The organism is Lysobacter sp. DMC104, from assembly GCF_056313665.1.
In genome coordinates this window covers 1-22324 of sequence record NZ_JBQUZW010000007.1, presented here as the reverse complement: position 1 = coordinate 22324, position 22324 = coordinate 1, and the positions used below count along the sequence as shown (strand labels likewise).

Sequence of the window (22324 nt, the reverse complement as noted above, 5' to 3'; positions counted from 1 at the left end):
ATGGATAACCAACGCGCCCCCTTCGCCTTCCGCCTGGCCGACGCCCGCGACACCGCGAGCGAACAGACCGCGTGGACGATGCGCGACGACGTCGCCGTCGCCGGCTGCACCGACCCGACCAAGCAGGGCGACTACCGCTACAACACCACGTTCGGCCGCGACAACGGCGTGTGGTGCTGATCCTTCCGGATTGATCCACCCAGCGTTCCCCCCGCGCACGGCGACAGCCCTTGCCGCGCGCCTCCGTCACCACCGCAGGAGAGTTCGACATGAAGCAGACCAAGGAAACGACCGCCCCCTTCGCTTTCCGCCTGGCCGATGCCCAGGACAAGCCCCAGCAGGCCCAGTGGCAGGTCCGCAGCGACGTCGCCGTCGCCGGCTGCAGCGGCATCGATGCCCGTGCCAGCCGCTATCCGGGCAAGGACAACGGCATCTACTGCTGAGTCCTGCGTGATCCGCTGCGCGGGCCGCTCCGGCCCGCGCAGCCCCCTCGAACCCGCCAAGGAGGCAGGTCATCATGGAATCCAACCGCACCCCGTTCGCCTTCCGCCTCGTCGACGCCCGCAAGGACGCGCAGGCCGACTCCCCGCAGACCACGCAGTGGCAGGCCCGCGACGGCGTCGCCGCCGCCGGATGCACCGATCCGAAACGCGTCGGCGACTATCGCTGGAGCGATGGCGGCTTCTGGTGCTGAACCACCGCACGGGGCCCGCGCCTGCCGGCACGGGTTCCCGCCGCCGATGAACCCCGCATTCCCCGGAGGCACCGCCATGACACGCGATCGCACCTCGTTCGCCTTCCGCCTCGCCGATACCCGGACAGCGCCGGAGCCCGCTGCACCGCAGGCACAATGGCAACCCCGCGACGGCATCGCCATTGCCGGTTGCACCGACCCCAAGGCCAACGGCGTCCTGCGCGAAGCCTTCCCCTGGGGCGACGGCCGCGCCTACTGCTGACCGCACCGCGTCCGGCGGCGCTCCGCCGCCGGACTTCCGTTTCTCCCGCCATCGACTTCCCGTGCCCCGACGCATCCTGATCGTCACCCACAGCGCCGACCTGCACGCGGATCTCGTCGCCGAACGCATCGCCGCCCGCGACCTTCCCGCCTTCCGGCTGGACCTCGACCGGTTCCCGGTCGATTACGAACTCGACCTGCACTTCCGCACCCCGGCATGGACCGGCCACCTGCGCCACCTGCCGAGCGGCGACACGCTCGCGGTGACCGACATCGGCGCCGTGTGGACGCGCAAGACCGCCGAATTCACCTTCTCGAACCCGGAGATGGGCGCGCAGGAGCGGGCCTTCGCCGTCGAGGAAACCCAGCACGCGCTGTCCGGACTGCTGTACGGACTGCAGGACGTGTACTGGATGAGCCATCCGCTGGCCGTGCGCGGCGCGCAGTGGAAGGGCGAACAACTCGCGCGTGCGGCGCGCATGGGCTTCGACGTGCCCGACACACTGATCACGGGCAGTGCCGCCAGCGCCCGCGCGTTCCACGTCGACGCCGGCGGCGAGATCGTCTTCAAATGCCTGGCGTCGACCTCGCTCGGCGGCGAGCACGTGCGCCCGGAAGAGCGCGTCAGCGGCGGGATCGGCACGACGCGCATCGGCGCCGAACACGCCGCGCTGCTCGACGCCGTCTCCGAACCGCCTTGCCAGTTCCAGCATCTCGTCGCCAAGCGCCACGAACTGCGCGTCACCGTGATCGGCGACCAGGTGTTCGCCGCCCGCATCCACTCGCAGGACGACCCGCGCACGCAGCTGGATTTCCGCGATTTCAGCGCGCCGATCCGCTACGAGGCGGAAACGCTGGCGCCGGAGCTGGAAGCGCGCTGCCGCGCATTCGTGCACGGCTACGGCCTGCAATACGGCGCGATCGACCTGATCGTCACGACCGACGGCCGCCACGTGTTCCTCGAGAACAATCCCGGCGGCCAGTTCCTGTTCGTCGAACAACTCGTGCCGGAACTGCGCATGCTCGACGCCGTCGCCGACCGATTGATCGCCGGCGCGCACGGGCGGCGCTGAGCGCGTGTCCGCGGACGACCTGCGCGACCGCCTGCGCGCGCTCGAAGCGCACACCGGCGTGCGCACGCTGCTGCTGGCGGCGTCGAACATCGACCTCGACCTGCTGCCGCCGCTGGACGACGCGCTGGCGCGCATCGGCGCCGTGCCGCGGCTCGACGTCGTCGTGTACCTGCGCGGCGGCGAAGTCGAGGCCGCGCGCCTCCTGGCGCTGCGACTGCAGGCCGCCACGCCGCGGCTGCGCTTCGTCGTGCCGCATTTCTGCGCGTCGTCAGGCACGATCCTGGCCTTGGCCGCGGACGAGATCCTCACCGGGCCGCTGGCGATGTTCTCGCCGATCGATCCGCACCTCGCCGGCGCCGGCGACCGCCCCGACCTGCCCGCCGTACTGTCGGCGGAAGACCTGCGCCGGCTGCCGGAGGCGATCGAAGCCTGGTTCGGCCTCTCGCCCGAGGTCGCGACGGCGCAAGCGCAGGCGCTGCTCGCCGCACGCATCGCGCCGGAGACGCTGGCGACGTTCGAGCGCACCGTCCGCGCGCTCGAAGTCACGGGCGACGCACTGCTGGCGCGACACGTCGCGTCGCCCGACGTCCGCGCCGCCATCGTCCGCACGCTGCTGCAGGGCTACGGTTCGCACGACTACGCGATCGACGGCGACGAACTGCGTGCGCTGGGGCTGCCGGTGACGCGCGACCCGGCGATCGAGGCGCTGGCCTGGGACGTGACCTGCGCAGTGCGCCGCACCATCGGCCCGGAATCGCGCGCCTCGCTGACCGAAGACTGGCACGACGCCGCGGTCGCCGACGCGCAGGCGGTCGCGCTGCGTCGGCGCAGGCGCGGGGAACGCGCGGGCACGTGGCACGCCCACGCCGGCGCGTGAGCATGCACGAAGGCGCTGCGGCTCAGCCGTCCGGATGTGCCGCGGCGTAGACGCCGCCGTTGCGCATCAGCGCCAGCATCGCGGCCAGGTCGACGTCGAGCGCACGGTCGCGGGCCAGGAACGGCACCGCCTCGCGGATCGCGGCATGCGCGGCGGCGACGGCTTCGCCCGGATGGAACGGCTCCGCGGCGGACAGTTCGATGCGCAGCGCTTCGACCTCAGCGAGGAAGTCGTCGTAACCCGGCGCGCCCGGCAGCGGCCCGCCCTGCACCTTCGCGGCGAGCGCCGCGGCGTCGGCGCGATCGGCGAGATCGCGCGCGGCGTTGATCATGTCGCGACGCAGGTCCAGCGCCTGCGCGGCGGTCATCAGCTCCAGCGCCAGCACCTTGCCGAGGTCCTCGACCATCGCCAGCACGTGCCGCGCCTCGTTCGCGCCCATCGACACGTGGTCCTCGGCGTTCGCGCTGGTCGGGATCGAGTACACCGACGCCGGATGCGCGCGGCTGGCGAGGTCGTTGACGATCGCCGCCGCGGTGTACTGCACGATCATGTAGCCGGACTCGGTCGCGTCCTCGTTGCCGATCAGGAACGGCGGCAGGCCGTCGCTGGTCGCGGGATCGACGAGCTTGTTGAGGCGACGTTCGCTGATCGAGGCCAGCACCGGGATCGCGGCCTTCACGTAGCTCATCGCCAGCGCCAGCGGCATGCCGTGGAAATGGCCGGCGGAGATCACCTGCTGCTCGACGTGTTCGGCACGCGCGTCCGGGAACACCAGCGGATTGTCGGTGACCGCGTTGAGTTCGATCTCCAGCACGCGGCGCGCCTGCAGCATCGCGTCGCGCACGGCGCCATGGACCTGCGGCACGCAACGCAGCGAATAGCTGTCCTGCGGCTGGTGCTTCTTGCCGCCGCGGAACGGCTTGAACCGCGTGTAGAACTTCTCGCGGCCGTGGCGCTGGCCGGCGGGCACCCAGTCCCAGCCGATGTCGAACGTCAGCGCCTGCGCATCGGCGGTATCCCAGCTGGACGGCAGCCACGGCCGGAACTTCGGCACGAGGTGATAGGGAATGTCGGCGAGCGTCGAACCTGCGAGCAGGCGACGGACGTGCGCCGCCGATTCGACCTGGCCCGGATGCGGACGCAGCGCATGCACTTCCTCGGCGAACGCACCGAGACGGCCGGCGAAGGCGTCGATGGTCATCGCCGCGGCGAGATCGGCGGTGTCGAGCAGATCCTCCAGCCGGTGCAGCGCGAGCACGCCGCAGGCCAGCATCTGCGCGGTGCCGTTGTTCAGCGCGAGGCCTTCCTTGTACGACAGCGACACCGGCGCGAGGCCGGCGCGCTTCAGCGCCTCGTCGCCGCGCAGGCGCTCGCCGTCGTAGAAGGCTTCGCCGCCGCCCAGCAGCACGATCGCGAGATGCGACAGCGGCGCGAGGTCGCCCGAAGCGCCCACGGAGCCGAGCTGCGGCACCACCGGCACCACGCCGGCGTTGAGCATCGCCGCGAGCGCCTGCAGCGTTTCCACGCGCACGCCGGAATGACCGCGCAGCAGCGTGTTGATGCGGATGCAGAGCATCGCGCGCACGACGTCGGCCGGGAACGGCTCGCCCACACAGACCGCGTGCGAGATGATCAGGTTGCGCTGCAATTCCTCGTGCAGCGACCGCGCCGACGGCGTCGCGCCGGGCAGTTCGTCGCGCAGCGGATGCGCGCCCAGCAGCTTGTCGGCGTTGCTGCCGAAGCCGGTCGACACGCCGTAGATCGGCTCCTGCCGGCGCACCTGTTCGGCGAGGAACGCCGACGCGTGCGCGACGTTGCGCAGCGCGCCTTCGTCGAGCATCACCTGCGCGCCGCAGGCGACTTCGACCAGACGTTCGCGGGTCAGGGTGCGGCCGTCGAGGCGGATCGGCTTCATGCCGGCGCCCCGCTGCGCGGCAGCGCGCGCCATTGCTCGCGCTCGACCAGCAGCGTGCGCGCGAGGTCGGCCTCGGCCACCTCGAACTGTTCGCCGCGGCGCAGGTCCTTCACCGCCACCGCACCGCGCGCGGCCTCGTCCTCGCCGCGGATCACGACGAAGCGGATGCCGGCACGATCGGCGTACTGCATCTGCTTCGCGAACTTGCGCGGCTCCAGCTGGGTTTCCACGTTCAGGCCCGCCGCGCGCAGCTTCTGCGACAGCGACAGCGCGTGTTCGAGCCCGGCCTCTTCCATCAGCGACACCAGCACGTCGACCGAACTGTCGGCACTCGCCACCAGCCCGGCCTCGCGCAGCTGCCAGAACAGGCGGGTGAGGCCGATCGAGATGCCGACGCCCGGCAGCTTCGACTTGGTGTAGTGGCTGGCGAGGTTCTCGTAGCGGCCGCCGGAGCAGATCGAACCGATCTCCGGATTCGCGTTCAGCGTGGTCTCGTAGACGATGCCGGTGTAGTAGTCGAGGCCACGCGCGATCGACAGGTTCAGCGCGAAGCGACTGTCGGACACGCCCAGCGCGCGCAGCTGGCGCAGCACTTCGCGCAGCTCGGCGCGGCCTTCCTCGAACATCGGCGTGCCGTCGCCCAGCGCGTCGAGCGCGGCCTGCGCGGCGTCGTGCCCGGTGGCGCGCACGCGCGAGAACGCGAGCAGCGTGTCGGCCACCTCGGGCGCCAGCGCGAACTCCTCGCCGACCAGCGTCTCGCGCACCGCGGCCTCGCCGCGCTTGTCGAGCTTGTCGATCTCGCGCAGCACCGCGGCCTGGCGCTCGCCGTCGGCGATGCCCTGGCCTTCGAAGAAGCCGCGCAGCAGCTTGCGATGGTTGAACTGGATGGTGAACTCGCCGATCGCCAGCGCCTCGAACACCGAGGCGATCACCGCCGGCAGCTCGGCGTCGTAGCGCGTGCTCAGCGCGTCCTTGCCGATCACGTCGATGTCGCACTGGTAGAACTCGCGGAAGCGGCCACGCTGGGCGCGCTCGCCGCGGTACACGCGCTGCATCTGGTAGCGGCGGAACGGGAAGACGAGGTCGTGTTCGTGCTCGGCGACGTAGCGCGCCAGCGGCACGGTGAGGTCGAAACGCATCGCCAGTTCGGGCAGGCCGTCCTTGCCCTTGTCGAGCGCGCCGGTGGACTGCAGGAAGTAGACCTGGCGCTCGGTCTCGCCGCCGGACTTGGTCAGCAGCACCTCGGTCAGTTCCATCACCGGGGTTTCGACCGGCAGGAAGCCGTACCGCTCGAAGGTGCGGCGGATGGTGTCCAGCATGCGCTGGAAGGCGATCTGGTCGCGCGGCAGCAGTTCGAGGACGCCGGGCGGTGTACGCGGCTTGATCAAGTGAAGCTCCGGGGCATGCAGCGAAGCCCCCAGTTTACCGGCTGGCCGCCCGGGCGGGCCCGGGTCGGAGGTCCTTTCCGGCCCGGGAATCGCTTTCGATCGTGTCCGGGCTTGCCGAACCGCCGGGGGAGTCTTTACAATGCGTGGCTCGAACGTCGGGGTGTAGCTCAGCCTGGTAGAGCGCTACGTTCGGGACGTAGAAGTCGCAGGTTCAAATCCTGTCTCCCCGACCAACCGATTCAATGAAAAAGCCGCCTGCAAGGGCGGCTTTTTCGTTTGCGCGATCCCGCACCCGCCCGGTAGAGCGGCCTTCAGGCCGCTGCTCCATGTCTCGCGCCGTACTCGAGCAGCATCTTCCATGCCGGCAAGACCACGCTTTCCAGGCGCACACCGCGGCCACGCCACCAGCCGTGGCGACGGCCCGAACGGCCGGGCGCTTCATCGCATGCCTTGCGCGGTTCAAATCCTGTCTCCCCGACCAACCGATTCAATGGAAAAGCCGCCTGCAAGGGCGGCTTTTTCGTTTTGCGCGATCCCGCACCCGCCCGGTAGAGCGGCCTTCAGGCCGCTGCTCCATGTCTCGCGCCGTACTCGAGCAGCATCTTCCATGCCGGCAAGACCACGCTTTCCAGGCGCACACCGCGGCCACGCCACCAGCCGTGGCGACGGCCCGAACGGCCGGGCGCTTCATCGCATGCCTTGCGCGGTTAAATCCTGTCTCCCCGACCAACCGATTCAATGGAAAAGCCGCCTGCAAGGGCGGCTTTTTCGTTCCCGGGATCAGCTCGCCGGATTCGCCCGCAGCGCGGAGCTTCGCCCGGAAGCCGGATGCGCTCAGCGCCGCGACAGATTCCGCGTCTGCCCCGCCCCGCGCACGACGAAGCGTTCGATCGTCAGCGACTCCGCGCCCATCGGACCATAGGCGTGCAGGCGGGTGGTCGAGATCCCGATCTCGGCGCCGAGGCCGAGTTCACCGCCGTCGGAGAAGCGCGACGAGGCGTTGACCATCACCACCGCGCTGCGCAGGGCATGGACGAAGCGCGCCGCGGCCGCATCGTCGCGGGTGGCGATGACTTCGGTGTGATCCGAGCCGTGGCGGCGGATGTGGGCGATCGCGTCGTCCAGCGTATCGACCACGCGCACCGCGAGGATCAGGTCGAGGAATTCCGCGTCCCAGTCGTCGTCGTGTGCGGGCACGGCGCCGGGCATGCGCGCCAGCGCCCGCGGGTCGGCGCGCAACTGCACGCCGCGTTCGTCCAGCATCGCCGCGGCACGCGGCAGGAAGGCGTCGGCGACGTCCGCATGCACCAGCAGCGTCTCCAGCGCGTTGCACACGCCGGGTCGCGACACCTTGCCGTCCAGCAGCAGATCGAGCGCAAGGTCGAGGTCGGCCGCGGCATCGACGTAGAGATGGCAAACGCCCTTGTAGTGCTTGATCACCGGCACGCGCGCGTGCTCGGCGACGAAGCGGATCAGGCCCTCGCCGCCGCGCGGGATCGCGAGGTCGACGATGTCGTTGAGCTGCAGCAGTTCGAGCATCGTCTCGCGGCGCAGGTCGTCGACCAGCGTGATCGCCGCCGCGGGCACGTCGTGCGCTTCCAGCGCACGCTTGAGCGCACCGCCGATCGCGATATTCGAGCGCACCGCCTCCGAACCACCGCGCAAGATCACGCCGTTGCCGGCCTTCAGGCACAGCGCCGCGGCATCCGCGGTGACGTTCGGGCGCGCCTCGTAGATCATCGCGATCACGCCGAGCGGCACGCGCACGCGTTCGATCGACAATCCGTTCGGCCGCGTCTCGCGCCGCGTGACCATGCCGACCGGATCGGGCAGCGTCGCGACTTCGCGCACCGCGTTCGCGATCGCCGCCAGTCGCGCAGGATCGAGTTTCAACCGGTCCAGCATCGCGCCGGCGATGCCCTTCGCTTCCGCCGCGCGCAGATCCTCGGCGTTCGCGGCGAGAATGATCGGCGCATCGGCATCGAGCGCGTCGGCCATCGCGCGCAGCAGCGCGTCCTTGGCCGCGGTGGACAACGCCGCCACCGCCTGCGCCGCTTCGCGGCAGGCCAGCGCCTGCGCGCGGATCGTCGAATCGTTCATTCCGCGCGCTCCTTCTGCGGCGTGGTCAGCAGCGACAGATCGTCGCGGTGGATGATGGTGTCGCCCTTGGAATAGCCGAGGACCGCATCGATGTCCGCGGAACGTCGGCCCATCAGGCGTCGCACTTCTTCTGCGGAATACCGCGTCACACCGCGCGCGATCGACGCGAGGGCGCCGTCGGCGCTCCGGACACAGACATCGATCAGTTCGCCACGCCCGAAATGTCCGGGCACGGACACGATGCCGACAGGCAGCAGCGACGCGCCGCGTTCGAGGATCGCCCGCGCGGCTCCGGCATCGATCTCGACGCGTCCCTCGTCGCTTCGTTGTCGCCGCGCCCGGAACGCGTGGCCCGATTCGATCAACGCGAGATCGTCGCGATGCACGATGGCGTCGCCGTAGGTATAGCCGAGGATGGAGAGAATGTCGGAAGAACGCTTGCGCAAGAGACGACGCACGTCGGCCGAGGAATACTGCGTGATGCCGCGAGCGATCTCGGTGACGACATCGCCCGCTCTCGAAGCGATCCTCACCACATCGCCGCGACCGAATTCCCCCATGACCATCAGGATGCCGCTCGGGAGCAAGGATGCACCGCGCTCGCACAGCGCTGCCGCGGCGCCATCGTCCACGATGATCGTGTCACGGGTAGGCGCATGACGCATCCACTGCTTGCGAGCCAGCAGGCGACTGCGTTCGGACACGAAACGCGTACCCGCGAGCCGGTCTTCGCACAGACGTTTCGCGACGTCCGCGCGCGTGCCGTTGAAGAGCACGGTGTCGACTCCGGACACCGACGCACCGCGGGCAGCGTGGATTTTCGTCCGCATCCCGCCCGTCCCCACCGCGCTGCCGGCGCCGCCGGCCATCGCGAGGATGTCCTCGCCGATCTCGGTCACGGTCAGCACCGGGCTGGCGTCGGCGTGCTTGCGCGGGTCGCGGTCGTAGAGGCCGTCGATGTCGGTGGCGATGAACAGCACGTCGGCGTCGATCAGCGCGGCGACGATCGCGCCCAGCGTGTCGTTGTCGCCGAGCTTGAGTTCGTCGACCGAGACGGTGTCGTTCTCGTTGACGATCGGCAGCGCGCCGCAACGCAGGAGTTCCTGCAACGTCGCGCGGGCATTGAGATAGCGTCGGCGATTGCGCACATCGTCGTGCGTCAGCAGCACCTGCGCGACCGGGCGATCGAAGAAGCCCTGCCAGAACGCCATCAGCTTTGCCTGGCCCAGCGCGGCCAGTGCCTGGCGTTCGGCCATCGCCGCACCGGGATGCGGTGCGGCATGCAGGAGCGCGCGACCGGCGGCGACCGCGCCGGACGACACGATCACCACCTCGCGGCCCTGCGCCTGCGCGTGGCGCACGAACGCGGCGAGATGTTCGGCGTTGCGCGGCGTCAGGCCGCCCTCGCCCGCCAGCAGGCTGCTGCCGACCTTCAGCACGGCGCGCTTCCATGCGGGCAATGGTTGTTCGGTGAAGGCAGCAGGCGTGGTCATCGCGGTCTCACAGTGCCGACAGGCGCGCCTTCAATGCATCGAGCCGCAAGGCCGCCGCCGCACCGGGCGACGTGCGCGCGGCGAGGCTGGCGTCGGGATCGCCGGCGGACCAGCGCGCAGGATCGGCGGCCTGTTTGTAGGCATCGCGGAACGGCACGCCCTGGCGCGCGAGGTCGACCGCGAGATCGGTCGCGTACATCGACGGATCAAGCGCGGCACGCATCGCGTCCGTCTTCCATTCGAGGTTGCGCAGCAGGTCCGGCAGCAGTTCCAGCGCGCCGAGGCCGCGGCCGAAGGCGTGGAAGATCGCGCCCTTGCTGAATTGCAGGTCACGGTGGTAGCCGGACGGCAGCGACAGCAGTTGTTCGATCTCGCTGCGCGCGGCGGCGACGCTGGCGTAACTGGCGCGCATCAGTTCGACCACATCGGGATTGCGCTTGTTCGGCATCAGCGAACTGCCGGTGGTGTACTGCGCCGGCAGCGCGACGAACGCGAACTCGGCGCTGGTGAACAGGCTGAGATCCCACGCGAGCCGGCGCAGGTCGAGCAGCGCCGAACCCAACGCCTCGACCGCGGCGATCTCGAACTTGCCGCGCGACAGCTGCGCGTACGCCGCAGACAGTTGCAGCCGGCCGAAACCGAGTGCTTCGGTCACATGGTCGCGATCGAGCGGCAGGTTGACGCCGTAGCCCGCAGCGCTGCCCAGCGGGTTGGCATCGACCCAGGCCAGCGTGTCACGCGCGCGCTGCGCATCGTCGATGAATCCTTCCGCCCATGCGGCCCACCACATGCCCAGCGACGACACCACTGCACGCTGCAGGTGGGTGTAGCCGGGCAGCGGCACCGACGCCTCGGTCTCGGCGCGCGCCAGCGCGACCTGCGCGCTCTCGACGCACAGCGCCTGCAGCCGCGCGAGGCGATCCTTCAGCCACAGGCGCGTCGCGACCAGCACCTGGTCGTTGCGGCTGCGGCCGGTGTGGATCTTGCGGCCGGCATCGCCGAGGCGATCGATCAACCGTGCCTCGATCGCCGAATGGCCGTCCTCGAAGCGCTCGTCGAGCACGAAGTCGCCGTTGCGGAAATCCTCGGCGAGGTTCGTCAGCTCGACGTCGATGCCCGCGAGTTCGTCGGCGGCGAGGATGCCGATGCGCAGCAGGCCGTGCGCATGCGCACGGCTGGCTTCGATGTCGAACAGGAAGAACTCGCGATCGAGCACCACGTCCTCGCCGGCGAGGAAGCGCTGGATGCGCGCGTCGACCTGCACGCCGGGTTTCTGCCACAGGAGACCGCTCATGGGATTGTCCTCGGGAAATCGACCACGCTGATCGACGGAACATACGGTACAAAAGCGCCGTCATCCTCGCGCATGCGAGGACCCAGGTTCGATGGGCGATCATGTTTGGGTCCTCGCTTGCGCGAGGATGACCGCAAGTAGAGCGCGTACGGGATGACAGGAAGATTCACACCGGAATCCCGGCCATCTCGTCGAGCCCGAACGCGAGATTGAGGTTCTGCAGCGCCTGCGTGGCCGCGCCCTTGAGCAGGTTGTCCTCGGTGGCGACGACGACGAGGCGGCGGCCGTCCTCCGACAGCGCGAACCCGCCGAGGTCGACGTGGTGCTTTCCGGCAATCTCCCTGACCCACGGCGCGTCGTCGCACACGCGCACCAGCCGCTCGCCGGCATAGGCGTCGCGGTAGCGTGCGAGGACGGTGTCGCGCGTCGTCGCCTCGCGCAGCGGCAGGTTCGCGGTGATGGTCAGGCCGCGGAAATGCGGCGCGACGTGCGGCATGAACTCGACCGGATGGCCGAGGTGCCGCGTGACCTCGCGCTCGTGCACGTGGCCGGTCAGCGCGTACGGCATCAGGTTGTCGCGCAGTTTCTCCGGATCGTTCTTGTCCGACGGCGTGGTACCGGCGCCCGAGTAGCCGGACACGCCGAAGCACTGCACAGGACCGGCGAGCAGGCCGCGCATCGGCGCGACCGCCAACTGCATCGCGGTGGCGTAGCAGCCGGGATTGCTGATCCGGCGCTGGCCACGGTACGCGTCGCGGGTGAGTTCGGGCAGGCCGTAATACCACGTGTCGTCGAAGCGATAATCGGCGGAGAGATCCACGATGACCGGGTCAACGCCCGCGGCATCGAACGCCGCCACGCAGGCCGCAGCCTTGCCATTGGGCAGCGCCAGCACCACCGCGTCCGCGCCGAGCGTCGGCAGGTCTTCGTGCGACGGTGCGGTATAGCGCAGGTCGCCACCAACGCCGTCGTGGTGATCGGCGACGCGCTCGCCGTCGCGTTCGCGCGAGCTGACGAAATGCAGCACGAACCGCGGATGCGCGGCGATCAGGCGGATCAGCTCGGCGCCGACGTGGCCGCGGGCGCCGACGATGCCGACCCGGATCGGCGCGGTGTCAGTCTTGGACGGGAACATGGGAATTCGCTTCCAGTTTCGCGCGCAGGTTCGCGGCGACCGCCGGCCACTCCGCGCGCAGGATCGAAAAGACGTGGGTGTCGCGCAGCGTGCCGTCGCGATGGCGCATATGCGCGCGCAGGATGCCGTCGCGCTGCGCCCCGAGGCGCAGGATCGCCGCCTGCGAGCGCAGGTTCTCGTGGCTGGTCTCGAGCGTCACCGATTCGCAGCCCAGCGTGTCGAAGGCATGGCCGAGCAGCAACTGCTTCGCCTCGGTGTTGAGCGCGGTGCGCTGCACGCGCGCCGCATACCAGGTGTAGCCGATCTTCAGCCGTGGCACGCCCCGGTCGATGTCGTAGAACCGCGTGCTGCCGACGAGCGTGCCTTCAGCATCGAACACCGCGAACGGCAGCGCCGCACCTGCAGCGCGCTGCGCCAGCGCCGCGGCGATGTAGGCCTCGGCCTCGCCCGCATCGGGTCCGGGCACGCTGGTGAAGCGCAGTGTCCACAGCGCGCCGTCGGCGGCCGCGGCGCGCAGCCCGTCGGCATGGTCCGCGCACAACGGTGCCAGCCGCACATGGCGGCCGCTCAGCGTCGGCGTGGACCACGCGGCACTCATGCGCGATCCACCAGCGTCGCAGGCCGCGTGCGGCAGTGCGCGAGGCAGGCGCGGATCGTCGTCATCGCCTCGCCTTCGGGATCGCCGAGGCCGTACCAGTACGCACGCCAGCGCGGCTGCTTCACCACGCCATCGGCTTCGGCATCGTAGAAGGCGTTGACCGGATTGCCGTGGCGCGAGCGCCAGAACAGCCGCGGCTCAGCTTCGCGCATCAGCTGCCACACCGCGCGACCGAGGCCTTCGCCCTGCGCGTCGTCCAGCACCGCGAACTTGTCGAGGTACGGCACGCCGTCTTCCAGCGTCAGCACCACCGCGGCGCGGTAGTTCTCGCTGACCCAGGCGCGATGCAGCGTGGTGCGCGTGAAGTAGTCGGCCACCAGCGTGCGGCCGAACGCGGATTCGATCAGCATGCGCAGACGATCGGTGTCGAGGTCGGCCCACGTGCGCGCTTCGAGCACGCGCTCGCCGCGGCGCACCAGCGTGCCGGAGCCCTTGTGCGTGAACAGTTCCTTCGCCAGTTCGTCCGGGCGCGTGATCGACACCGACGACGACAGCGGCAGCGCATCCAGCAGCGACTTGATCTGTTCGATCTTCACGCGCATGCCGCCATTGATCCACGGCTGCGCCATCAGCGCGTCGTACTCGGTCGACAGGTTGATCGAGTCGATGACGTTGCCGTCGCCGTCGAGCAGGCCACCGGTGCCGGTGAGGAACACGATCTTGTACGGCTGCAGCTTCTGCACCAACTCGTTCGCGGCGAAGTCGGCGTTGACGTTGAGGATCTGCCCGCCGGCGGTCTCGCCGAGGCTGGCGATCACCGGGATCGAACCGGCCTGCAGGCTGGCGTGGATCGGTGCGAGGTCGACGCGCTTCACCTCGCCGACGAGGCCGTAGGTGTCGCGATCGAGATAGTCCGCCTCGAACACGCCGCTGACGATCGAGGTCGCGCGTGCATCACGCGCCTGCAGCGCCTCGACCAGCTTGAGGTTCTGCACGTGGAAGACCTTGCGCACGATCGCCAGCGCCTCGGGCGAGGTCACGCGCAGGCCGTTGACGGTGTGCTTCTCGATGCCCGCGGCCGACAGCGTCTCGTCGAGCTGCGGGCCAGCGCCGTGGATCACGATCGGCGTCAGCCCCACGTCCTGCAGGAACGCCAGCGACGACGTCAGCGCATCGAGATCGTCGCGCAGCACCGCGCCGCCGACCTTGACCACCGCGAAGCGCGCGGCATCCAGCTGCGAGAAGCGCTTGAGGTACTGCGAGATTTCCTTGGCGCCGGCCATGCTGGAGAGCAGACGCACGATGGTCTGCCGGGTCTGGGGGTCGTGGACCCCGGATTCGGGCAACAGGTTCATGCCGCTTGACTACCGGAAAGGATGCGGACGATCGACGCGGTGTAGCGCTCGAGATCATCGAGCGCGACCCATTCGTCGGCGGTGTGGGCCTGGGCGATGTCGCCGGGCCCGTAGACGATCGCGTTCATGCCGGCGGCCGAGAACAGCGAGGCCTCGGTCCAGAAATCGACGGCGTTGCCGATCGGCAGGCCGAGTTCATCGGCGAGATCGCGCGCGGCGAGGCGGCGATTCTCCGCATCGGCCACGTCGCCCGCAGGCAGCGACGGCCCGCGGAAGGTTTCCTGGTAGCGCTCCAGCGTGCCCGGCGCGGCGCAGGCGCCGAAGCGCACGTGCAGGTCGTCGATGCCGTGCGACGGCAGCGGCCGGAAGCCGAAACGCACCTCGGCGCTGGGCGCGATCACGTTCGCCTTGATGCCGCCTTCGACCTTGCCGATGTTGAACCGCAGGCCGGTGAGACCACCGAAGCGGCGGTGCGCTTCGCCTTCGACCACGTCCAGCGCCTTCGCACCCCAGCGCATCGCGTGGTGCAGCGCGTTGCTCTGCATCGCGTTGGCGCCCGAGGCATGGCCGGCGGCACCGCGGAACTTCAGCAGCACCGAGCTGATGCCGCGATGCGCGAGCACGGCTTCGCAGCGCGTGGGCTCGGCGACGATGGCGTCGCGGAACGGATGGCCGGCAGCGAGGAACGCGGCGATGCAGCGCGCATCGTTCGCTTCCTCGTCGGTGGTGAACAGGAACGCGGCATCGCCCTTCGCATGGCGCGCGGCGACGATCAGGCCCGCAGCGGCGCCCTTGATGTCGCAGGCACCGAGGCCGATCGCGCGATCGCCGGTCACGCGCAGGCGCAGCGGGTCCGCGGTCCACGCTTCGGACGACGGCACGGTGTCGAGGTGCACGTTGAACACCCGCGTCGGCTTGCCGCGCACCGCGAGCAGCGACACCGCGCCGTCGCCGTGGTCGGTGACGGTGCAGGTGAAGCCGGGCAACTGCGCACGCAGGTAGCCGAAGATGCCGCCCGCCGGCACGATCGCGCGCGGCGGATTGCGGGTGTCGAACGCGACCAGGGCCGCGAGGTGCGTGAGGATCTCGTCGCGCATGTCGATCGTCGCGTTCATTCCGCGCCGTTGACTTCGGCCCAGAGCGTGCTGCTCATGCCGAACAGCTTGATGAAGCCCTCGGCTTCCTCCACGCCCCAGTCCGCCGACTGCGCGTAGGTCGCGCCCTTGGCGTTGAGGATGTGCGGCGAACGCACGGCCACCGCGTCGACGCGGCCGCCGCGGGTTTCCAGCACGACGTCGCCGTTGACCTGGCGCTGCGACGAGGCGAGGAAGGCTTCGAGGTCGGCCTTCAGCGGATCGTGCCAGAAGCCTTCGTACACCAGTTCCACCCACTTGCGCGCGACATCCGGCTTGTAGCGGTTCTGCTGCTTGGTCAGCACCGCTTCCTCCAGCGCGCGATGCGCAGTGAGCAGCGCAACGAGGCCCGGCGCTTCGTACACGATGCGGCCCTTCAGGCCGATCGTGGTGTCGCCGGTGTACATGCCGCGGCCCACACCATAGGGTGCGAACATGGTGTTGAGCCGCGCCAGCAGCTGCGCGCCTGCCATCGCGTTGCCGTCGATCGCCACCGCCTCGCCTTCGACGAAGCGCACGGTCACGTGCAGCACTTCGTCCGGCCAGTTGCGGCGCGGCGCGCACCAGCCACGCGCACCGTCGCCCGGGGCTTCCCACTTGTCGATCTCGCCGCCGGACAACGTCACGCCCAGCAGGTTCTCGTTGATGGTGTACGCCTTCTGCTTGGCGCGCACGCCGAAGCCGCGCTCTTCGAGGTATTTCTGCTCGTAGGCGCGGGTCTGGGTGTGTTCCTTCTGGATTTCGCGGATTGGCGCGACGATGCGGAAATCGCCGCTGGCCTTCACTGCGAGGTCGAACCGCACCTGGTCGTTGCCCATGCCGGTGCACCCGTGCGCGATCGCATTGGTGCCCAGCTCGCGCGCCCGCGCGAGGCTGGCGTCGACGATGAGGTAGCGGTCCGAGACCAGCAGCGGGTACTGGCCCTGATAGGCCTCGCCGGCGCGCACGAACGGCTTGACGAAGCCGTCCCAGAGCGCGGGGCCGCCATCGACGGTGACGTGCGAGGCGACGCCGAGTTCATGCGCGCGCGCTTCGATGTAGGCGCGTTCTTCTGCATCGACGCCGCCGGTGTCGGCGAACACGGTGTGGACGTTCCAGCCGCGCTCCTTCAGGTAGGGCACGCAGAAGCTGGTGTCGAGGCCGCCGGAGAAGGCGAGGACGATGTCGTTGGATGCGTTCATGGGGAGGGGCGACTCGTGGGAGAGGGTCATTGGTGCGCGAGCGCGGCCATCACCGCCTTCTGCACGTGCAGGCGGTTCTCGGCTTCGTCCACGGCGATGCAGTACGGCGCGTCCATCACCGCGTCGGTCGCCTTCACGTTGCGGCGCAGCGGCAGGCAGTGCGAGAACACGGCGTCGTTGGTGAGCGCCATCTTGCGTTCGTCGACCATGAAGTGCTTGAACTGGTCGCGGATGGGTTTCTCGGGCGCCCAGTTGCCGAAATACGGCAGCGCGCCCCAGCTCTTGGCGTAGACCACGTCGGCGCCGGCGTAGGCGCTGTCGGTGTCGTGGCTGATGGTCAGCGAGCCGCCGCTCTCGGCGACGTTCTGCTCGGCCCAGCCCATGTAGCGCTCGTCGAGCACGTACTCCGGCGTGGGGCACAGCAGGGTCACGTCCATGCCGAGGCGGGTGGCGATGGTCAGTGCGGAGTTCGCGACCGCGGTATTCAGCGGCTTCGGATGGTAGGTCCAGGTCAGGACGTACTTCTTGCCGCGCAGGTCGTGGGTGCCGAAGTGTTCCTGCAGCGCCAGCGCGTGCGCCAGTTCCTGGCAGGGATGGGTGATCGTCTCCATGTTGATGACCGGCACCGTCGCGTACTTCGCGAACGACTTGAGCACGCGGTCCTCGCGATCGATCGACCAGTCGACGAACTTCGGGAAGGCGCGCACGCCGATCAGGTCGACATAGCGGCTGAGCACCTTCGCGACTTCGGCGATGTGCTCCTCGGTGTCGCCGTCCATCACCGTCCCGAGGTCGAACTCGATCGGCCACGCATCCTTGCCCGGAGCCAGCACCACGGCGTGCCCGCCGAGGTGGAACGCGCCGAGCTCGAAGCTGGTGCGGGTACGCATCGACGGGTTGAAGAACACCAGCGCGATCGACTTGCCCTTGAGCTGGTCGCCCAACCGGTTGCGCTTGAACAGCGCGGCCTGCGTGAGCACGGCGTCCAGTTCGTCGCGGCTCCAGTCCTGGGTGTTCAGGAAATGCTTCATGGCGGGTCTCGGGAGAGGGAACGGAGAATGGAGAATGGAAAAGCGAAAAGGCCCGGCGGGAGCCGGGCCTTTCCTGGAAACTTGTGTCGTTGCGTAGGGACGACGTTCCGGATTACCCAGCGTGAATGTGGGGTTCCGGTCGGCGCGCGCGCGAGGTCATGCCGGAGGCCATCCGGGCGCTGCTCGTCGACAGGGGCTGGGCGTGCGTCATGGGGGCGCATGCTCGCACGCGTGGCGCGGGCGCGCAAGGGCAAAACCGGGGTTTTGGCCGCAATCGGCGGGGATTTCCCACCCTGTTCCGACCAAGGTCGGATGGACCGCCGGTGCGTTGCCGGCGGCTGCGCCGGCACCTGCGGGCTCAGCGGCGCTCGCCGGGGGGGATGTCGGGGGTGATCGAGATCTTGATCCGCAAGCGCTTGCCCGGGTCGACCGGCAGGCGGGAGCGGTATTTCACGCCGCGATGGATGTAGTCGACGTCGTAAGCCACCGGCCGCTGGAATTCGCGCGTCACCCGCACCGGCCGGCAGTTGCGGTTGGTCGGGGCCACGCCGGTCGCTTCCGCCGGGTGGTCGCAGCGCTGTTCGATCGCCTGGGCACGCAGGGTCTGGTAGACCGGATCCACCCGCAGCACCTGGGCGTACTCGGTGCGCACGTTCGGCGTGATGCCGGGATCCTCCGCGCGCGCCGGCACGGCGGCGGTCAGGCAGGGGATCAGCGACAGGAGGAAGGCGAGGGGATGGGGACGCATGGGACCGCCGAGTGTAGGCGGCCATGGGGGGCGCTGGCTGAATCGCGGCTGTCGTGGCGGGAACGGGGCGGCTAGAATCGTGATGCCTTCCATGGATGACCCCCACATGTCCCTGCAGCTCTACAACAGCCTGACCCGCCGGGTCGAGGCCTTCGAACCCCGCGACCCCGCTTCCGGGCCCACGATGTACGTCTGCGGACCCACCGTCTACAACTACGTGCACATCGGCAACGCGCGCGGCCCGGTGGTGTTCGGCGTGCTCGCCGCCCTGCTCCGCCGTCGCTACGGCAAGTTGCGTTATGCCCGCAACATCACCGACGTCGACGACAAGATCAACGCCGCGGCGAAGGAACAGGGCGTGCCGATCTCGGTCATCACCGACAAGTTCGCCGCCGCCTACCGCGAGGACATGGCCGCGCTGGGCGTGGCCGGCGACTTCGCCCCGGACATCGAGCCGGCCGCGACCGCGCACATCCCGCACATGATCGCGATGATCCAGCGCCTGATCGACAACGGCCACGCCTACGCCGCCGAGGGCCACGTGCTGTTCGCAGTCGACAGCTTCCCCGAGTACGGCAAGCTCTCGCGCCGCGACATCGACGAGATGCTGGCCGGCGCCCGCGTCGAAGTGGCGCCGTACAAGCGCAACGCCGGCGACTTCGTGCTATGGAAGCCGTCCACCGACGACCTGCCGGGCTGGGATTCGCCGTGGAGTCGCGGCCGCCCGGGCTGGCACATCGAGTGCTCGGCGATGGCCGAGGCCCACCTCGGCGAGACCATCGACCTGCACGCCGGCGGCAACGACCTGATGTTCCCGCACCACGAGAACGAGGTCGCGCAGAGCGAGTGCGCGCACAAGCACGGCCACACGCACACGACGTTCGCACGCTGGTGGCTGCACAACGGCATGCTGAACTTCGGCGGCGCCAAGATGGCCAAGTCGGTCGGCAACATCAAGCGCGTGCACGACCTGGTGCAGGAATACCCGCCGGAAGCGCTGCGCTACGCGCTGCTGTCGGCGCACTACCGCCAGCCGCTGGAATGGTCCGACGCGCTGATCGAGCAGTCGATCAAGACGCTGGACCGGCTGTACGGCACGCTGCGCGACCTCGCGGATGTCGAAGCTGGAGCGGAAATCACGCCAGGCATAGAAAACATTCTCAGCGAAGACTTAAATACACCCTCCGCAATCGCGGAAATGAACAACTACGCCAGTGAAGCAAGGCGACTGCTTGCCATGGGGTATCGATCCACTCACCCCGATCAACACTCCCACCTTGCAGGAATCAAATCGGCGCTCCTCGGTGCCGGCCTCGCCCTCGGCCTGCTGCAGCAGGCGCCCGAAGCGTGGTTCGCCCGCGGCGCCTCCGGCGACGACGATGCGCGCATCCAGGCGCTGGTCGACGAACGCAACGACGCCAAGAAGGCCCGCGACTTCGCCCGTGCCGACGCCATCCGCAAGCAGCTCGCCGACGAAGGCATCCTGCTGGAAGACACGCCACAAGGAGTTCGGTGGAAGCGCGCCTGACGCCGTAACGTTCGACGCCACGCCCTTCTCCCCGCCGGAGAAGGTGGCGCGCAGCGCCGGATGAGGGCGTGGAATGCACGATGCCGATCCGGCATCGCGGCAGACCGGCCCTCTCCCCTGCCCCTCTCCCGCGGGAGAGGGGAAATCCGCGACCGCACCGAGCGGAACGCAGTCGACCGTTGGCGCATCCGGTCGCGCCCGACGTGGCGTCTACAATGTCGCCGATGACCACCTTCCCCCTCGAACCCACCGCCAGCGACGCCCAGGACGCCATCCGCGACGAGTTCGCGTTCTTCGGCGACTGGTCCGAGCGCTACCAGTACCTGATCGACCTCGGCCGCAAGCTGCCGCCGATGGACGACGCGCTGAAGACTGACGCGCACCGCCTGCACGGCTGCCAGTCGATGGTGTGGATCGTCGCCGACGGCGACGCGGCGCGGCTGGACTTCACCGCCGCCAGCGACTCGGCGATCGTCTCCGGCCTGATCTTCCTCGCCCTGCGCGTGTATGCCGGCCGCAGCGCGGAGGAGATCCTCGCCACCGAGACGCGCTACATCGCCGACATCGGGCTGGCGAAGCATCTCTCGCCGACGCGCAACAACGGTCTGGCCGCGCTGCTGGCGTTCATCAAGGCCCGCGCACAGGCCGCCCGCGACGCGGCGCACTGACCGCGCCGCGATGGAAACCGCCGCCGACGCCACCCCCGCGCAGGCCTCGCCGCTGCGCAGCCGCGCGTTCGTCGCGCTGATGGCGTACCGGCTGTTCACGATCCTCTCGTACCAGATCGTGGCGGTGACGGTCGGCTGGCACATCTACGAACTCACCCGCGACCCGTGGAAGCTCGGCCTCGTCGGCCTCGCCGAGGTGCTGCCGTTCTTCGCGGTGGCGCCGTTCGCGGGTCATCTGGTCGACCACCTGCCGAAGCGGCGGCTGGGCATCGTCGCCTGCCTCGGGCTGGCGATCACCCCGGCGCTGCTGCTGGCGATCGCGCAGGGCTGGCTGCACGCCGATGCCCCGCGGGCGCAGACGTGGATGATCTACGCCGCGATCGTGTTCACCGGCGCGGTGCGCTCGTTCCTCGGCCCGGTCTACAACACGCTGTTCGCGCGCGCCCTGCCCCGCGACCGGTTCACCCGCGGGTCGAGCATCGGCGCGGTGGTGTTCCAGGCGGCGCTGGTGCTGGGCCCGGCGATCGGCGGCGTGCTGATCGGCGTCGCCGGCAAGTCGGTCGCCTACGCCACCGGCATCGCGGTCGCGCTGGCGGCCGCGGGCGCGCTGGTCGCGCTGCGCGTGAGCGAACCGCCGCCGGCCGAGGCGCGCGGCCCGGTGTTCGCCAGCATCGCCGAGGGCCTGCGCTTCGTGTTCTCGCAGCAGGTGATGCTGGGCGCGATGGCGCTGGACATGTTCTCGGTGCTGCTGGGCGGCGCGGTGTCGATGCTGCCGGCCTTCATCAAGGACGTGCTGCACGCCGGCCCGGACGCGCTGGGCTTCCTGCGCGCGGCGCCGGCACTGGGCTCGGTCTGCGTGGCGCTGTGGCTGGCGCGGCATCCGCTGGAACGCAACGCCGGGCGCATCCTGCTGTTCGCGGTCGCCGGATTCGGCCTGTGCACGATCGCCTTCGCGCTGTCGCGCCACCTGCTGCTGTCGTTCGCGATACTGCTGGCCTACGGCGTCTGCGACGGCATCTCGGTGGTGATGCGCTCGACCATCCTGCAACTGGTGACGCCCGACCACATGCGCGGCCGGGTGTCGTCGATCAACAGCATCTTCATCAGCTCGTCGAACGAACTCGGCGCGTTCTACGACGGCGTGATGGCGCGGGCGTTCGGCCTGATCCACGCGGTCGTCATCGGCGGCTGCGTGACCCTCGGCGTGGTCGGCCTGACCGCCTGGCGCGCGCCGAAGCTGCGCGACCTCGACCTGCGCGACCTGCACTAGGTCGTCGGCAAAGGAGAAATTACTAGGATATTGCGAAAATTACTAGAATCTACTAAAGTGCATGCCCCGCAACCCAAGAGACCCTAGGCATGCCTAACTCTCCTTTTGATCCGCCTGACCCTAATCTTCCGATTTCGCTCACACCTGATGCCGCTACCTCTCATAACGCGATTGCCGTAGCCAACCAATTGCAGGCACTGGTAGACGGAATCCGTACCGGAACCATCACGCAGTACGAACTCAAGCAGACCTCCAATACCGTCACGCTTACTGTAGATTCGCCGGATGGCGCCCAAAGGCTTATCCGTAGCAGAGATGTAAGGCCCGGCTTGATACGAGAACAAGAAACCCGCATCGAAAGGCAGCCCGCTGATGAGCGTAGGCAGACGGTGAAGCAACTATTTCAAGAGGGCTTCACACAAACCGAGATCGCAAAGCTGACGCTTCGCTCACAGAAGACGATCTCTAACGATATTCAGCGCCTAAAGAAGGATGGTGAGTTGGACTGACCTGCGTACGGATCTTGTAGCCACTCAGGCGGTGAGTCCTGTGGGGATGGTATCGGGTTCGGACCAGTTCCGG

22 protein-coding genes, 1 tRNA gene and 1 pseudogene are annotated in these 22324 nt (G+C 69.1%); 11 read left to right on the top strand and 13 right to left on the bottom strand.

The genetic code is table 11. From position 1 onward, the window contains the following. From ACT53R_RS10335 to ACT53R_RS10310, 6 genes are all read left to right on the top strand, one after another. Positions 1-180 carry a hypothetical protein gene (locus ACT53R_RS10335; RefSeq protein ID WP_476171788.1) on the top strand — a complete coding sequence of 60 codons (180 nt, stop codon included), beginning with the start codon at positions 1-3 and terminating at the stop codon, positions 178-180. An 89-nt stretch (positions 181-269) separates the two neighbouring features. Beyond that, entirely contained in the window at positions 270-443 is a 174-nt protein-coding gene (locus tag ACT53R_RS10330; RefSeq protein WP_476171787.1) for a hypothetical protein, read from the top strand. Between the two features lie 74 nt (positions 444-517). Further along, the gene (locus tag ACT53R_RS10325) at positions 518-694 is read left to right on the top strand and encodes a hypothetical protein (protein WP_476171786.1); all 177 of its coding nucleotides are present in this window, start codon (positions 518-520) and stop codon (positions 692-694) included. A gap of 76 nt (positions 695-770) precedes the next feature. Continuing rightward, positions 771-956 (top strand): hypothetical protein, encoded by a 186-nt coding sequence (locus ACT53R_RS10320; protein WP_476171785.1) that lies wholly within the window; start codon positions 771-773, stop codon positions 954-956. A 61-nt stretch (positions 957-1017) separates the two neighbouring features. Then, the gene (locus ACT53R_RS10315) at positions 1018-2028 is read left to right on the top strand and encodes an ATP-grasp domain-containing protein (protein ID WP_476171784.1); all 1011 of its coding nucleotides are present in this window, start codon (positions 1018-1020) and stop codon (positions 2026-2028) included. A 4-nt stretch (positions 2029-2032) separates the two neighbouring features. Continuing rightward, positions 2033-2905 carry an SDH family Clp fold serine proteinase gene (locus ACT53R_RS10310; RefSeq protein ID WP_476171783.1) on the top strand — a complete coding sequence of 291 codons (873 nt, stop codon included), beginning with the start codon at positions 2033-2035 and terminating at the stop codon, positions 2903-2905. A 22-nt stretch (positions 2906-2927) separates the two neighbouring features. Here the strand turns inward: ACT53R_RS10310 and ACT53R_RS10305 are convergent, their stop codons facing one another. Continuing rightward, on the bottom strand, positions 2928-4820 hold the full coding sequence (locus ACT53R_RS10305) for an HAL/PAL/TAL family ammonia-lyase (RefSeq protein ID WP_476171782.1): 1893 nt from the start codon (positions 4818-4820) through the stop codon (positions 2928-2930). Beyond that, positions 4817-6208 carry a histidine--tRNA ligase gene (gene hisS / locus ACT53R_RS10300; protein WP_476171781.1) on the bottom strand — a complete coding sequence of 464 codons (1392 nt, stop codon included), beginning with the start codon at positions 6206-6208 and terminating at the stop codon, positions 4817-4819. Before hisS ends, ACT53R_RS10305 begins: the two co-directional genes overlap by 4 nt. A gap of 156 nt (positions 6209-6364) precedes the next feature. Here hisS and ACT53R_RS10295 point away from each other — a divergent pair. After that, a tRNA-Pro gene (locus tag ACT53R_RS10295) sits at positions 6365-6441 on the top strand. Positions 6442-7042: 601 nt separating this feature from the next. Here the strand turns inward: ACT53R_RS10295 and ACT53R_RS10290 are convergent. The 11 genes and pseudogenes from ACT53R_RS10290 to ACT53R_RS10240 all read right to left on the bottom strand — a co-directional run bounded on the left by ACT53R_RS10290 (position 7043) and on the right by ACT53R_RS10240 (position 18276). Beyond that, positions 7043-8308, bottom strand: coding sequence for a glutamate-5-semialdehyde dehydrogenase (locus ACT53R_RS10290; RefSeq protein WP_476171780.1), 1266 nt, complete (start codon positions 8306-8308; stop codon positions 7043-7045). Beyond that, entirely contained in the window at positions 8305-8694 is a 390-nt protein-coding gene (locus ACT53R_RS10285; RefSeq protein WP_476171966.1) for a PUA domain-containing protein, read from the bottom strand. The genes ACT53R_RS10290 and ACT53R_RS10285 overlap by 4 nt, the downstream gene beginning before the upstream one ends. Next, positions 8668-9801, bottom strand: a pseudogene (gene proB, locus ACT53R_RS10280) (glutamate 5-kinase); the annotation flags it as partial. The gene ACT53R_RS10285 and the pseudogene proB, both read right to left, overlap by 27 nt. A gap of 7 nt (positions 9802-9808) precedes the next feature. Further along, a complete protein-coding gene (gene argH, locus ACT53R_RS10275) occupies positions 9809-11095 on the bottom strand; it encodes an argininosuccinate lyase (RefSeq protein ID WP_476171779.1) in 1287 nt (428 codons plus the stop codon). A 166-nt stretch (positions 11096-11261) separates the two neighbouring features. Then, positions 11262-12230, bottom strand: coding sequence for an N-acetyl-gamma-glutamyl-phosphate reductase (argC, locus tag ACT53R_RS10270; protein WP_476171778.1), 969 nt, complete (start codon positions 12228-12230; stop codon positions 11262-11264). Beyond that, positions 12211-12828 (bottom strand): GNAT family N-acetyltransferase, encoded by a 618-nt coding sequence (locus tag ACT53R_RS10265; RefSeq protein WP_476171777.1) that lies wholly within the window; start codon positions 12826-12828, stop codon positions 12211-12213. The genes argC and ACT53R_RS10265 overlap by 20 nt, the downstream gene beginning before the upstream one ends. Further along, on the bottom strand, positions 12825-14183 hold the full coding sequence (locus ACT53R_RS10260) for an acetylglutamate kinase (protein ID WP_476171776.1): 1359 nt from the start codon (positions 14181-14183) through the stop codon (positions 12825-12827). The genes ACT53R_RS10265 and ACT53R_RS10260 overlap by 4 nt, the downstream gene beginning before the upstream one ends. Then, positions 14180-15298: an acetylornithine deacetylase gene (locus ACT53R_RS10255; protein WP_476171775.1), complete on the bottom strand. Its 1119-nt coding sequence runs from the start codon at positions 15296-15298 to the stop codon at positions 14180-14182. Before ACT53R_RS10255 ends, ACT53R_RS10260 begins: the two co-directional genes overlap by 4 nt. Further along, positions 15295-16527: an argininosuccinate synthase gene (locus ACT53R_RS10250; RefSeq protein ID WP_476171774.1), complete on the bottom strand. Its 1233-nt coding sequence runs from the start codon at positions 16525-16527 to the stop codon at positions 15295-15297. Before ACT53R_RS10250 ends, ACT53R_RS10255 begins: the two co-directional genes overlap by 4 nt. Further along, positions 16524-17528, bottom strand: coding sequence for an N-acetylornithine carbamoyltransferase (locus tag ACT53R_RS10245; protein WP_476171773.1), 1005 nt, complete (start codon positions 17526-17528; stop codon positions 16524-16526). Before ACT53R_RS10245 ends, ACT53R_RS10250 begins: the two co-directional genes overlap by 4 nt. A 358-nt stretch (positions 17529-17886) precedes the next feature. Next, entirely contained in the window at positions 17887-18276 is a 390-nt protein-coding gene (locus ACT53R_RS10240; protein WP_476171772.1) for a hypothetical protein, read from the bottom strand. Between the two features lie 106 nt (positions 18277-18382). Here ACT53R_RS10240 and cysS point away from each other — a divergent pair, with 106 nt between their 5' ends. The 4 genes from cysS to ACT53R_RS10220 all read left to right on the top strand — a co-directional run bounded on the left by cysS (position 18383) and on the right by ACT53R_RS10220 (position 22251). Beyond that, entirely contained in the window at positions 18383-19804 is a 1422-nt protein-coding gene (gene cysS / locus ACT53R_RS10235) for a cysteine--tRNA ligase (RefSeq protein ID WP_476171771.1), read from the top strand. A gap of 224 nt (positions 19805-20028) precedes the next feature. Beyond that, complete coding sequence (locus tag ACT53R_RS10230) at positions 20029-20472, top strand: SufE family protein (protein ID WP_476171770.1); 444 nt, start codon at positions 20029-20031, stop codon at positions 20470-20472. A 10-nt stretch (positions 20473-20482) separates the two neighbouring features. Beyond that, entirely contained in the window at positions 20483-21742 is a 1260-nt protein-coding gene (locus ACT53R_RS10225; RefSeq protein ID WP_476171769.1) for an MFS transporter, read from the top strand. A gap of 89 nt (positions 21743-21831) precedes the next feature. Further along, a complete protein-coding gene (locus ACT53R_RS10220) occupies positions 21832-22251 on the top strand; it encodes a hypothetical protein (RefSeq protein ID WP_476171768.1) in 420 nt (139 codons plus the stop codon). Positions 22252-22324 lie beyond the last annotated feature (73 nt).